General features: G+C 68.0%; 11 protein-coding genes. 7 read left to right on the forward strand and 4 right to left on the reverse strand.

Features of this window, described 5'->3' with window-relative positions:
- Positions 1-366 precede the first annotated feature (366 nt).
- The 4 genes from ITJ49_RS14175 (at position 367) to ITJ49_RS14190 (ending at position 7,206) form a co-directional block, all read left to right on the forward strand.
- Positions 367-2,835 (forward strand): hypothetical protein, encoded by a 2,469-nt coding sequence (locus ITJ49_RS14175; protein ID WP_194606270.1) that lies wholly within the window; start codon positions 367-369, stop codon positions 2,833-2,835.
- A gap of 120 nt (positions 2,836-2,955) precedes the next feature.
- The gene (locus ITJ49_RS14180; protein WP_055957423.1) at positions 2,956-3,336 is read left to right on the forward strand and encodes a hypothetical protein; all 381 of its coding nucleotides are present in this window, start codon (positions 2,956-2,958) and stop codon (positions 3,334-3,336) included.
- A gap of 177 nt (positions 3,337-3,513) precedes the next feature.
- Positions 3,514-5,670, forward strand: coding sequence for an alpha-galactosidase (locus ITJ49_RS14185; protein WP_370544533.1), 2,157 nt, complete (start codon positions 3,514-3,516; stop codon positions 5,668-5,670).
- Positions 5,671-5,745: 75 nt separating this feature from the next.
- Entirely contained in the window at positions 5,746-7,206 is a 1,461-nt protein-coding gene (locus ITJ49_RS14190) for an NCS2 family permease (RefSeq protein WP_055957428.1), read from the forward strand.
- A gap of 118 nt (positions 7,207-7,324) precedes the next feature.
- Here the strand turns inward: ITJ49_RS14190 and ITJ49_RS14195 are convergent, their stop codons facing one another.
- Positions 7,325-7,867, reverse strand: coding sequence for a YbhB/YbcL family Raf kinase inhibitor-like protein (locus tag ITJ49_RS14195; protein ID WP_194606271.1), 543 nt, complete (start codon positions 7,865-7,867; stop codon positions 7,325-7,327).
- 197 nt (positions 7,868-8,064) lie between these two features.
- Here ITJ49_RS14195 and ITJ49_RS14200 point away from each other — a divergent pair, with 197 nt between their 5' ends.
- The 3 genes from ITJ49_RS14200 to ITJ49_RS14210 all read left to right on the forward strand — a co-directional run bounded on the left by ITJ49_RS14200 (position 8,065) and on the right by ITJ49_RS14210 (position 10,923).
- Positions 8,065-8,982, forward strand: coding sequence for a DUF559 domain-containing protein (locus ITJ49_RS14200; RefSeq protein WP_194606272.1), 918 nt, complete (start codon positions 8,065-8,067; stop codon positions 8,980-8,982).
- A 137-nt stretch (positions 8,983-9,119) separates the two neighbouring features.
- Positions 9,120-9,788, forward strand: a complete 669-nt coding sequence (locus tag ITJ49_RS14205) for a DUF1345 domain-containing protein (protein WP_194606273.1) — start codon at positions 9,120-9,122, stop codon at positions 9,786-9,788.
- Between the two features lie 130 nt (positions 9,789-9,918).
- Complete coding sequence (locus tag ITJ49_RS14210) at positions 9,919-10,923, forward strand: aldo/keto reductase family protein (RefSeq protein ID WP_194606274.1); 1,005 nt, start codon at positions 9,919-9,921, stop codon at positions 10,921-10,923.
- A gap of 58 nt (positions 10,924-10,981) precedes the next feature.
- Here the strand turns inward: ITJ49_RS14210 and ITJ49_RS14215 are convergent, their stop codons facing one another.
- The 3 genes from ITJ49_RS14215 to ITJ49_RS14225 all read right to left on the reverse strand — a co-directional run bounded on the left by ITJ49_RS14215 (position 10,982) and on the right by ITJ49_RS14225 (position 13,441).
- On the reverse strand, positions 10,982-11,383 hold the full coding sequence (locus tag ITJ49_RS14215) for a DUF3224 domain-containing protein (protein ID WP_194606275.1): 402 nt from the start codon (positions 11,381-11,383) through the stop codon (positions 10,982-10,984).
- A 155-nt stretch (positions 11,384-11,538) separates the two neighbouring features.
- Positions 11,539-12,423, reverse strand: coding sequence for an aldo/keto reductase (locus ITJ49_RS14220; protein WP_194606276.1), 885 nt, complete (start codon positions 12,421-12,423; stop codon positions 11,539-11,541).
- A gap of 46 nt (positions 12,424-12,469) precedes the next feature.
- Positions 12,470-13,441: an aldo/keto reductase gene (locus tag ITJ49_RS14225; protein WP_194606277.1), complete on the reverse strand. Its 972-nt coding sequence runs from the start codon at positions 13,439-13,441 to the stop codon at positions 12,470-12,472.
- Between the last annotated feature and the right edge of the window lie 16 nt (positions 13,442-13,457).

Raw genomic sequence — 13,457 nt, forward strand, 5'->3', positions numbered from 1 at the left:
CCCCCCCCCCCCCCCCCCCCCCCCCCCCCCCCCCCCCCCCCCCCCCCCCCCCCCCCCCCCCCCCCCCCCCCCCCCCCGCTGGCCCGGCCGGCGAAGTGACGCGGATCGGCCAATCCGACGCGGCGACCCACGCCGGATTGGCCGAACCGCGTCGGGTCTCAAGACGCGCCGGTAGCAGAGTGGCACCCAACCCCACCCAGAACGCCACAGTCAAGGATCCGCACCTCACCAGCCCCGGCGCTCGCAGCGGGCACCCGCCCCGGGCGCGGAGTTTCGAGAGAATCTCAGACTCCCCTAGACTCGAGGGCATCGTCGGGGGGCGCAGTGTGACGGATCGCATGGGTGACCTCGACTCGAGAGGACACCATGAGCGACACCCCCTACCCGCCGAAAACCGGCGCCGACGACACCGGAACGCCGGGCACCACCGCGCCCGCTCTCGGCCGGCTGGACCGCGCCGTCCGCGATCTCCGACCGGTCGACTGGATCGCCGCGGCGCTGACCGGGGTCGGCGCGTTCGTTGTCGCCTACCTCGTCGCGGTCGTGTCGCTTCTGCTCACCACCGCTCTCGTCGTCGCCAGCTCCGGCTCGTCGGGATCGACGGGGTCCGGCAGCGCCGGCGGATCGATCGGTGATACCGGAGGCGACGGCATTCCGGCGATCTCCGGTCTGATCACCGCCGTCACGGTGATTTTCGGCGCACCCGCACAGCTCGTCGCCCTGGCCGACTTCGGTCGTCTGTCCATCCACGGCAGCGTCACCGTCATTGCATCGGTCAGCGGGTCGATTCACATTGGCGTCGTTCCGGTTCTAGTGCTGGTGGCTCAACTCGTCGCACTCGTGCTCGGCGTGCGCCTGTTCCGCAGCCGACGGCTCGACCTCCTCCAGAGCGCAGTCGCCTCGGCGGTCACCGGAGCTAGCCTCGCCCTCGTCGCACTCGTCGTCGGGCTCGCCCTGGCCATCCGCCTGCCGAAGGCGACGGGCTTCGACATCTCGGGCATCACCGCGGTGAATGCGCTGGCCGTCATTGCGGCGTTCGTCCTCGGATCCTTCGTCGCGCTCCTCGCTCGCCCCGCCTGGTTCGCCCGGATGCACCCGGTCCTGTCGCAGCTGCTCGGAACGGTGCGTGTCGCAGCCCTGCATTTCGGCGTCCTCCTCGTCGTCGTCATGGTCGGCGTGATCATCTACGCGGCCGTCGCTCACCCCGACGGCGCGTCCGCTCTCCCGCTCGTGATCGGCAACGTCGCCGTGATAGCGATCGCGATCGGGTTCTTCGGTGGAGTCTCGGTCTCCGAATCGGCTGGGTCGCTCATGTCGACGCTGTCGGGAAGCTCGAGCGGCGCGGGTGCCGGAAGTGGCACGGCGACCGTCTTCTCCGGAGGATCCGTCACCGCCTGGCTGCTCGTCCTCCTGGTCGTTCTGACCGCCGTCGTCTCGGGCCTCGCACTCGCGGTACGACGCAACCGACGCGATCGCACGGTCGCCGACTGGGTCGCCACCGCCGTTGTCTACGCACTCCTCGGCCTGATGCTCCAGGTGTTCGGCACGGCTGTCTTCTCCGTTCAGATCGCCGGGGTCGGGGGCGCAGGATCCGCGGGAGTCACACCGTGGACGATCGCCGTTCTGGCCGCCTGGGGCATTGCCATCGAGGCCGTCGCTCGGTACCTGGCGCCGCTCGTGCTCCCCGCTGCGACACCCGGTCTTCTCCGCGTCACCCGGAGGTTCATCGGGCGAGACCTTACGGCGTCCGGGCCCGGTGCGTCGGCTGGCACGGGGCAGATGGGCGCCGGCCAGATGAGCGACGGCCAGATGGGCGCTGGCGAGGCAGGTGCGGAGCCCGCGATCGCGGCCGAGCCGATGTCGCCGCGGAAGCGTCGGATCCTTGTTCGCTCGCTCATCGCCGGGGGAATCGTGCTCGTCCTCGTCGTCGGGGGAGCGATCACCGCCGGCACTCTGCGTTCCACCGTTTACGGCCCGGGCCACGCCGCCGAGGCGTATCTCGCGGCACTGAGCTCGGGCGACGCCGACGCGGCCGGCCGTCTGTCAGGGGCCACCGGAACCGGCAAGGGCATGCTCACCACCAAGGTGCTCTCGTCGGCGAAGGATCGGATCCGCGACGTCGCCGTCGGAAACGCGACCGTCTCCGGTGACCTCGCCTCGGTGAAGGTCAGCTACCGTCAGGGCGGCGAATCGCACGACTCGACCCTAAAACTGACCCGGACCGGCACCTCGTGGCTGATTCACGACAAGTGGGCGGTGACGAGCTCGCTCGCCGCGCCGGTCTCGATCGCCACCGCCAGCGCACTCGGCGACGCGGACGTCACTGTCGACGGCGTCAAGGTCGGAACGACCAAGGAGGGCACGCTCACCCTCTCCGCCTTCCCGGGAACGTATTCGATCGCGGTCGCCGGCACGAAGTACTTCGAGGCCTCCTCGAAGAGCGTGACCGTCACGGCAGACGGGTATGCGGGCAGCCGCCTCGAGTTCGCCGCGGCACCCACCTCCGAGCTGAAATCCGATGCCAAGACGCTCGTGACCGATCTCATCGCGAAGTGCGCCAAAGCCACCACCGGTGAACTCGACGATGCCTGCCCGTTCTACGGCCCGGGAAGCGACGCCACCAAGGTCTCGTACAAGGTCACCTCGAAGCCGACCCTCTCGGTCGATCTGACCTACGACGGCACCGTCGTCGTCACGGGTGACGGGGGCAAAGTCGACATGAAGTACACGAGAGACTTCTTCGGTTCGAACTACAAGGGCGGCTACGAGCAGTCGATGTACATCTACAAGTCGCTGACGATCCAGGGTGACAAGCTGGTGCTCATCGACCGCTGACGCTGCGGCGGGGGCCGGCCCTGAGACCGACACGACGAGGATCCGCGACTCACTAGATTCGGCCGGCACTGGAGACCCAGCCGGCACAGGAGACCCAGCCGGCACTGGCAGAGTTGCACCATGCCCCGTCAGAACCCCCGCCGCACCGCCCTCATCCTGAGCACCGCGCTCGCCGTCAGCGGCGCCCTGCACTTCGCCCGTCCGAAGACCTTCGACGGCATCGTGCCGGAGTCGCTTCCCGGCGAACCGCGCACCTGGACCCTCGTCTCCGGCGGGGCCGAGCTCGCCTGCGCCGCGGCCCTGGCGATCCCGCGCACCAGGTCGGTCGGGGGGATCCTCGCCGCAGCGCTCTTCGTCGCGGTGTTCCCGGCGAACGTCAAGATGGCGCGCGACGCTCTGCGGAGCCGTCGAGCCGCACCGCGCCGCAAGGTCATCGCTGTCGTTCGGCTGCCGTTGCAGGTGCCGCTCGTTCTCCTCGCTTTGCAGGCGCGACGCGGCTGACGCCCGACGGCACACGCCCGACGGCACACGCCCGACGGCACACGCCTGACGGCACACGCCTGACGCTCCTCAGCTGAGGGGCGGTACGCCCGGATACCGCGCGAGCCTCTCGCACCCCGATGCTGACGTCGCCATACTGGATGCGACCGCCACCGCAGCCGATCCACAGGAGTACCAGTGCCGCAGTTCGTCCACCTCCGCGCCTCCGGCGTGAGCCTTCTTCTCGACCTCACCGACCGGCAGCTGCCCGCTATCGTGCACTGGGGTGCCGCCCTCGGCGACCTCTCGCTCGATGAGGCCCGTGCTCTCGCGCAGGGCGACGTCGAGCCGCTGGCCGGAAACGCCGTCGACGACCCGGTGCGCCTGTCGATGCTGCCCGAGCACCACATCGGCTGGGTCGGCAAGCCGGGCGTCGCCGGGCACCGCGAAGGCCGCGGCTGGTCGCCGAAATTCGAGGTAACCGACGTGCTCGTCGACGGAAGCAGCGTCGAGGGCGACTTCGTCGAGACCGGTGCCGGTCTCGTCACGGTGACCGCTCAGGATCCTGAAGCGGGGCTCCAGATCCACCTCGACGTCGAGATGCTGCTCTCCGGTCTCGTCCGGGCGCGCGCTGCCCTGCGCAACAAGGCGGCCGGCCCGTACACCGTCACCGAGTTGACGGTCGCTCTGCCCATTCCTCCCCGGGCGCGCGAGATCCTCGACTTCGCCGGCCGCTGGGGCAAGGAGCGCACACCCCAGCGCAGCCAGCTCGTCGTGGGCATCCACGAGCGGGAGGGCCGCAAGGGGCGCACCGGTGCCGACGCGGCCACCGTGCTGAGCGTCGGCGAGCCCGGCTTCGGCTTCGCCCGCGGCGAGGTGTGGGGCGTGCACACGGCCTTCAGCGGCAACCACCGGCACTATGCCGAGCGTCTGTTCTCGGGCATGCAGGTGATCGGCGGCGGCGAACTGCTGCTGCCGGGCGAGGTGCGTCTGGCCGAGGGCGAGACCTACACGGCTCCCTGGATCTACGCCGCCTACGGTGACGGGCTCGACGATCAGGCGCACCGGTTCCACCGCTACCTCCGGTCGCGTGACGAGCACCCGACCAGGCCCCGCCCGATGACCCTCAACGTGTGGGAGGCCGTGTACTTCGACCACGACCTCGCGCGCCTCACCGACCTCGCCGACCGTGCCGCAGCCCTCGGCGTCGAGCGGTACGTGCTCGACGACGGGTGGTTCCGTGGTCGGCGTGACGACTTCCGCGGGCTCGGCGACTGGTACGTCGACGACGAGATCTGGCCGAACGGGCTGTCGCCGCTGATCGACCGCGTCACCGGCCTCGGCATGGAGTTCGGGCTCTGGTTCGAACCCGAGATGGTCAACGAAGACAGCGACCTCGCTCGGGCGCACCCCGAGTGGATCATGCAGACGGGGGGCCGCCTGCCCATCCGCAGCAGACACCAGCAGGTGCTCAACCTCGGCATCCCCGAGGCCTACGAGTTCGTGCTCGAGCGCATGACCGCGATCCTCGGCGAGTACGACATCGCCTACATCAAGTGGGATCACAACCGCGACCTGATCGATGCCGGCACCTGGCCCACCGGAGTCCCGGGCGTGCACGAGCAGACGCTCGCCACCTATGCCCTGATGGACGAGCTGAAGGTGCGATTCCCCGGTCTCGAGATCGAGTCGTGCTCGTCCGGCGGCGCGAGGGTCGACCTGGGTGTGCTCGAGCGAACCGACCGGATCTGGGTCAGCGACTGCATCGACCCGCTCGACCGCCAGCAGATGAACCGCTGGACCATGCAGCTACTGCCGCCCGAGATCCTCGGCTCGCACATCGCCTCCGGGGTCAACCACACCACCGGGCGCTACCACGAGCTCTCGTTCCGCGCCGGCACGGCGCTCTTCGGGCACCTCGGCATCGAGTGGGATCTCGCCAAGGCCTCCGAGGCGGAGAACCGCGACCTCGCGGCGTGGATCGCGCTCTATAAGGAGAAGCGCGCCCTGATGCACTCGGGTGACATGGTCCGGGCCGACGCGCTCGACCCGACGGTCAACGTCTACGGGGCTGTCGCCGCCGACCGATCCGCCGCGCTCTTCTTCCTCGCGACTCTGGGCCGCAGCGAGGTGTCGCCGCGGGGTCGATTCACGCTGCCCGGTCTCGACCCGGCTCGTCGCTACCGAGTCGCCCCGATCGTCGTCGGCGATCCCGACGATGGATTCGTCGCGCCCGCCTGGTGGAACGGCGGCTCCGGCACTGTGCTGTCGGGCCGGTCGCTCGGGGTCGTCGGCCTCCACCTTCCGGGGCAGTACCCCGAGCGTGTGACCGTTCTGAGCGTCACGGAGGAGTAGTCGCGCGGGCTTATGCTGTGACTTTGCGTTTTGCGGCCTTGCACGTCGCGCACGTTCAGTTTCAGAGCTCGAGGAGTGACTGTGTCGAATTCGACGACCACCCGGATCCTGCCCACCCTCGATCGGTTCTTCGAGATCACGAAGAGGGGCAGCACCTGGGCGACCGAGGTGCGTGGCGGTCTCGTCACGTTCGTGACGATGGCGTACATCGTCATCTTGAACCCGCTGATCCTCGGCGGGTTCTCGGCCGACCAGGCGGCGAAGGACATCGCCGGCAACTGGCTGCAGAACGCCCAGGTCGGTGCCGTCACGGCACTCACCGCCGGTGTGATGACGATCCTGTTCGGTCTCGTCGCGCGTCTTCCGTTCGGCCTAGCTGCGGGGCTCGGCATCAACTCCTTCCTGGCCGTCAGCGTCGTCAAAGACGTCACCTGGCCCGAAGCGATGGGTCTCGTCGTCATCGAGGGCCTCATCATCGTGATCCTCGCCGCGACCGGCCTGCGCACGCTGATCTTCAAGGCGGTGCCGCAGGCCCTCAAGACCGCGATCAGCGTCGGCATCGGCCTCTTCATCGCTTTCATCGGGCTCGTCGACGCCGGCTTCGTGCGCACGTCGGGGGAGGCGTCGCCGCCGGTCCAGCTCGGAATCGCAGGATCCGTCGAGACGTTGCCCACCATCGTGTTCGTCATCGGACTCGTCGTGATCGGCGTCCTCGTCGCTCGCAAGGTCCGTGCCGCGATCCTCATCGGCATCGTCGTCACCACGGTCATCGCGATCATTCTCAATCTCATCTTCAAGGTGCCCGAGTCGCTCGGCACGAACCCCGCGGGGTGGAACCTCAACGCACCGGGGCTCCCGACCAGCATCGTGTCGCTGCCCGACCTCTCGCTCGTCGGTCAGTTCGACCTCTTCGGCGCTTTCTCGCGTATCGGCGGAGTCGCGGCGACGATGCTCGTCTTCACCCTGGTCTTCACGAACTTCTTCGACGCGATGGGCACGATGACCGGCCTCGCCCGCCAGGCCGGAGTCGCCGCCCCCGACGGCACGTTCCCGCGCCTTCGCCCCGCCCTGATCGTCGAGGGCATCGGAGCTGTCGCCGGTGGCGCGTCGAGCGGTTCGTCGAACACGGTGTTCGTCGAGTCGGCATCCGGCGTCGGCGAGGGCGCGCGGACGGGGCTCGCCTCGGTCGTGACCGGCCTGCTGTTCGTGCTCGCGATGTTCTTCACGCCGCTGACGCAGGTCGTTCCGCTGGAGGTGGCCGCGGCATCCCTCGTCGTCGTCGGTGCGCTCATGGTGTCGCAGATCAAAGACATCGTCTGGACCGACTTCAGCGTCGCGCTCCCGGTCTTCCTCACCATCATCGTGATGCCGCTCACCTACTCGATCTCGAACGGCATCGGTGCCGGATTCATCTCGTGGGTGCTGCTCCGGTCGCTCTCGGGCAAGGGCAAGGAGATCAGCCCGTTGCTGTGGGTCGTCGCTCTGGGCTTCGTAATCTACTTCGCGCGCGGCCCGATCCAGGCCTGGATCGGGTAGCTTTCAGCCCTGCCGATGCCTTCGCCTGCAGTTCGGCAAGCCCTTCACCGTCGCGACGGCCGCCGAATGGACGGCCGCCGCGGGGGTCGAGCGGAACAGCAGGTTTACTGCTCGGTGACTACTTCGCCTCCCACCACGGCGCGATGACGGCGCGCGCGAGGGTGTGCGAGAAGAGGTTGAAGCCGAGGAACGCCGGCGACGCGGTGTCGTCGATGCCGAGGGTCTCGACGTCGACGGCGTGCACGGCGATGAAGTAGCGGTGCGGGCCGTGCCCGGCTGGCGGTGCGGCTCCGAGGAAGTGCGCTAGACCACCGTCGTTCTTCAGCTGGAAGGCACCGTCGGGCAACCCGGAGCCCTCGGCGTCGCCCGCTCCCGACTCGAGCGAGGTGACCGACACGGGCACATCGACGACGGCCCAGTGCCAGAAGCCTGCAGCGGTGGGCGCATCGGGGTCGTACATGGTGACGGCGAAGCTCTTCGTCTCATCGGGGAAGCCCGACCACGACAGCTGCGGGCTGACGTCGCCGCCGCCGGCCCCGAAGATGCCCGAGACCTGAGGCGTCGAAAGCGGGGCGCCGTCCTGAACGTCGCTCGAGGTGAGAGTGAAGCTCGGAACGTCGCCGATGGCGTCGTACGGCGAGGGGGTCGAGGTGCTGCTCATGAAAACTCCTTCTGTTGCGTCTGTCGCCTTCGTTCTACACGAGCCCCCCGGCTTTCCGCTCAGCTGCTGCGGCCCCGCCGCGAGATGGCCCAAAAGACAAGGATCCCGGTGGCTGGCTGCAGACTGAGCCATCTCGCGATGTCGGCACCTGTGGAGAACGTCCCCGTCGGATCCTTCACCTCGGTCATCCTGTCGGCATGAAACCGGACGCCTTTCCCTCTCCGCTCGCTCAGGAGTCGTTCCGCGTCGGCGGTGGCCTGGAGCATGTGCCGTACTCGCGGTTGCGCCGGGTCGACTTCGTCGCGCTGGCCCATGGCCTGCGGGTCCATCAGAGTCGACTCGATCTCCAGCGAGCTCGACTCGCCGCTCCGCTGCTGGGAGCCAATCAATTCTTCAGTCACACCACAGCGGCTGAGGTGTGGGGGATGCCCGTGCCGTTCGATGCGGCCCTGCATACGACCACGATCGGGGCAGGCTCGGTGACTCGTCGTCCCGGTTTTGTCGGTCACCGGGTCTCGCCTGAAGGCGTCAGCGTGGAGGTTGTGCGAGGCATACGGGTTTCGCCGCGCCTGCAGACATGGGGCGAGTGCGCAACCGTTCTCACTCAGGAGGAGCTGATCATCGTCGGCGACTACCTCGTGGGGCCGAGATGCGGTCACTCTCTTGACGAGCTGGAGGCCGAGGTGGCACGCCGCCGGGGCCAGCGAGGGGCTCGAGGCCTGCGGCGTGCCCTCGCGTCGGTGTGTGTCGGCGCAGAGTCGCCGCGCGAAACGCGGCTTCGGCTCCAGTTGCTCGACGCCGGCTTCCGCCTTCCGTTGCTCAATTGCCCCATCCACGACGAGCCAGGGCGCTTCATCGCTCGTCCTGACATCATCTACGGCCGAGAGCGCGTTTGCGTCGAGTACGACGGTGATCATCACCGGACGGATCGCAAGACGTACCGAGACGACAAGCGACGCCGTGAAGCCCTTGCCGACGCAGGATGGCGCGTGCTGTATCTCTCCGACGACGACCTCTCCGGTCGCAACTGGGAGGCGTTCGTCGTCCGCTTGGGCCGCGCGCTGGCACAGGGCGAATCGGACTATCTGGCGCGGCGGGCCGTGCGGCACTCGTAACGGCCAGCGAGATGGCCGAATCTACGCCTGACGCGCTGCAAAGACGTAGGCTTGGCCATCTCACGGGCCAGGGCGGTCTCGGGTCTGCGCGCCAGGCGACGCCGGCCACACTTGCCCGCACGTGCCACGATCAGACCATGAGCACACTCGCGACCGCAGCAGCAGCCGACGCCGTCAAGGGCCGCTCCCGGCTCCGGTTCGCCGCGATGATCGCGATCGGCGTCGTCGCCGGAGGAGCCGCGGGCCTGCTCGGAGCCGGCATCTCCTCGATCGTGATCGGCTGGGCCGCCGCGTGCCTTAGCTATCTCGTCTGGGTGTGGCTCGCCGTCGGCCGCTTGAGCGGCGAGCAGACCCGTCAGCATGCGACGCGCGAAGACCCCTCGCGTCCGACCAGCCACCTGCTTCTGATCGTGGCGTGCACCGCGTCGTTGGCCGCGGTCGCCACGCTCGTCGTGTCGGCCAACCGCGCCACAGGCGGGGAGGCCGTGCTCCTCGCCGGGCTCGCGGTCGTGAGCGTGGCGCTCTCGTGGTTCCTCGTGCACACGCTCTTCATGCTCCGTTACGCCGTGCTCTATTACAGCGGCACCGCCGAGGGCGGAATCGACTTCAACCAGCCCGAGCCGCCCGACTACGCCGACTTCGCCTACCTCGCGTTCGATCTGGGGATGACGTTTCAGGTGAGTGACACCACGGTGTCGTCCAGCGCGATTCGCCACGTCGTGCTCCGGCACTGCCTCCTGTCATACCTGTTCGGCACGGTGATCCTGGCGACCTTGATTAACCTGGTCGCCGGTCTCGGATCCTGACGGGCGACGCACGGAGTATCGCTCCATCCGCTCCTGTCAACCCGTGCGGCCGCACCCGAGTGAGCGCTCACCCGCGGAGTAGCGTTGGCGCGGGCGCACCGACGCGCCCACGACAAGGAGCATCGTTCGCATGGAATTCAGGTATCTCGGCAACTCGGGCCTCAAGATCTCCGAGCTCACCTACGGCAACTGGCTGACTCACGGCTCCCAGGTGGAGAACGACACGGCGACCGCGTGCGTGCGCAAGGCGCTCGACGTCGGCATCTCGACCTTCGACACCGCCGACGTGTACGCCAACACTCAGGCCGAGACGGTTCTCGGCGAAGCGCTGAAGGGCGAGCGCCGCGAGTCGCTCGAGATCTTCACCAAGGTCTACGGGCCGACCGGGCCGAAGGGTCACAACGACACCGGTCTGAGCCGCAAGCACATCACCGAGTCGATCAACGGGTCGCTGAAGCGCCTCCAGACCGACTACGTCGACCTCTACCAGGCGCACCGCTACGACGTCGAGACGCCGCTCGAAGAGACGATGCAGGCGTTCGCCGATCTCGTCCGCCAGGGCAAGGTGCTCTACATCGGCGTCAGCGAGTGGAACGCCCAGCAGCTGCGCGACGGGTCCGCCCTCGCGAAGGAGCTCGGCATCCAGCTCATCTCGAACCAGCCCGAGTACTCGCTCCTCTGGCGTGTCATCGAAGACGAGGTCGTCCCGGCGTCGAAAGAGCTCGGCATCTCGCAGATCGTCTGGTCGCCCGTGGCTCAGGGAGTGCTCACCGGCAAGTACAAGAAGGGCGCAGAGCTGCCCGCAGGATCCCGCGCGACCGACGAGAAGGGCGGCGCCGGCATGATCTCGCGTTGGATGGGCGACGACGTGCTCGACGCCGTGGCTCAGCTGGAGCCGATCGCGAGCGATCTCGGTCTAACCCAGGCGCAGCTGTCGCTCGCCTGGGTTCTTCACAACGACAATGTCGCGTCGGCGATCATCGGCGCGTCTCGCCCCGAGCAGGTCGAGTCGAATGCGGTCGCGGCCGGCGTGAAGCTCGAGGCCGACGTCGTTGCGCGCATCGAGGCGGTGTTCGAGGGGCTGGCCGAGACCGACCCATCGAAGACGCAGATGCCGGCGGGCCGCGAAGCCTAGCGAGTTCGGGTTCGGCCCCGGCGCATGATCCGGGGCCGAGCCCGAGGATCCTTCGGGGTCACGAAGAAAGAAGGCTCAGCACGAAGAACGGACCGCCGTTGTCGTGCTGGATCGCCGCACTCCCCGCAAACCGAGCGAAGTCGCCCGTGCCCGAACCCGGCACGATGTTGCCGAACTGGCCGGAGTCGCTCGGAGTCTGCATCGCGCCGTGATGGATTGTGATGGCACCCGCTCGACCGTCGTCGAGGGTTCCCGACAGGCGCTCGACGGCGACGTAGCCACGACCGGTCTCTTCCTCGCCCGAGGTGAGAAAGACTAGGTCGCTCTGCCCGACGAGCCCGGCCGTGAACGTCTTGTGCATGGCCAGGCCCTGCACCCACGACGCGTCGGCGCCCGGGATCTCGACCGGTGTCGCGGCCGTGACGTCGAAGCGGAGGGTCAGGGTCTCGACGATGTCCATGCGCTCACGCTACCCGACACCACAATTCGACCCCGACGGCGAATCAGGCCCGATGGCGAACTGGGCGCGACACCACAATTTGGCCCTCACACCGCAAATCGGGCCCGACCCCGCCGAAAGGCGGTGCCGGACCCGAGTCACGGTGCCGTGCGGAGCTACGCGGGAACGTTCGCCGCTTCGAGGCGGCCGAACTCCTCGTCGCTCAGCTTGATCGACGCGGCTGTCGCCGAGTCCATGATCGACTGCGGACGCGACGACCCAGGGATCGGGATCACGACCTCCGACTTCTTGAGCTCCCACGCGAGCGTGAGCACCTGCGGGCTGACCCGGCGGGCGTTCGCGATCTCAGCGAACACAGCGTGGTTCTGACCGAGGTCGGCCGCGTTGGTGATGCCGCCGAGGGGGCTCCAGGGGAGGAACGCGACGCTCATCTCGTCGCAGAGCTCGAGCTCGGCCGTCGACGACAGGAACGCCGGCGAGAACTGGTTCTGCACGCTGACCAGTCGACCGTCGAGGATGTCGTTCGCCTCGCGGATCTGGTCGACGTCGGCGTTCGAGATACCGGCCATCCGGATGACGCCCTCGTCGAGCAGTTCGACCAGTGCGCCGATCGAGTCGGCGTAGGGCACCGAGGGGTCGGGTCGGTGGAACTGGTAGAGCCCGATCGACTCGACGCCGAGCCGCTTAGCCGAAGCCTTCGCGGCCTCTTTCAGGTGCTCGGGGCGGCCATCTTGATCCCAGCCGCCGTCTTTGTTGTGGACGCGGGTGTGGCCGCCCTTGGTCGCGACGAGGATCTCGTCGGTGTTGCCGTGCCAAGTCTTCAGGGCTTCGGCGATGAGGATCTCGTTGTGGCCCTCGTCATCCAGCTTGCCCGACAGGCTGTAGGCGTCGGCAGTGTCGATGAACGTGATGCCGGCTTCGAGAGCGGCATGGATCGTGGCGATCGACCGCTTGCGCTCAGGGCGCCCCTCGATCGACATGGGCATGGCGCCCAGTCCGATGGCGCTGACGGTGACGTCTCCGATGGTGCGTGTCTTCATGAGTTCTCTTTCGACGATGAAAAGAAGGGGTTGAGGATCCGGCTGGTCACCACGCGTAGTCCTCGGGAGCGGGCTGGTGGCCGGGGAAGATCGCGTCGAGCTTATCGAGGGCGTCCTGGTCGAGCTTGATGTCGACGGCGGCGACGGCCGAGTCGAGCTGCGCCATGGTGCGCGGCCCGGTGATCGGGCCGGTGACTCCGGGCTGGTGCAGCAGCCAGGCGAGAGCGAGCTCGCCGGGCTCGTGGCCGAGCTCTTTCGCCAGGTTCTCGTACGATTCGAGCTGAGTGCGGTGGCTGTCGACGAACTCCTTCGATCGGCCTTCGAGACGACGCTTTCCGCCGTCTTCTTTGCCGATGATGCCGCCGAGGATCCCGCCCTGCAGCGGCGACCACGGGATCACGCCGAGGCCGTAGTGGCGCGCCGCCGGGAGCACCTCGAGCTCGATGTCACGGGCGATGAGGTTGTACAGCGACTGCTCGCTGACCAGCCCGAGGAAGTGCCTCGACTTCGCGGCCTCCTGCGCCTGGGCGATGTGCCAGCCGGCGAAGTTGCTCGACCCTGCGTAGAGGATCTTGCCCTGGGCGACGGCCACTTCGATGGCGCCCCAGATCTCGTCCCAGGGGGTGTCACGGTCGACATGGTGGAACTGGTAGACGTCGATGTAATCGGTCTGCAGTCGCTTCAGGCTTGCGTCGAGAGCGCGACGGATGTTGAGGGCGGAGAGTTTGCCGTCGTTCGGCCAATCTCCCATGTCGCCGTAGAGCTTTGTGCCGAGCACCGTCTTCTCACGACGTCCACCGCCCTTGGCGAACCAGCGGCCGATGATCTGCTCGGTAATGCCCTCGCCCTTGGCCCAGCCATAGACGTTGGCCGTGTCGAAGAAGTTGACGCCCTTGTCGTGGGCGGCATCCATGATCGCGTGGGAGTCGTCTTCGGTCGTCTGCGGGCCGAAGTTCATGGTGCCGAGAATGGTTCGGGAGACGGAGAGTCCCGTGCGTCCGAGATGTGTGTAGTCCATAACCTCCTGCCTAGAC

It is taken from the genome of Frondihabitans sp. VKM Ac-2883, assembly GCF_015350875.1.
In the GTDB taxonomy this organism is placed as follows: Bacteria; Actinomycetota; Actinomycetes; order Actinomycetales; family Microbacteriaceae; genus Frondihabitans.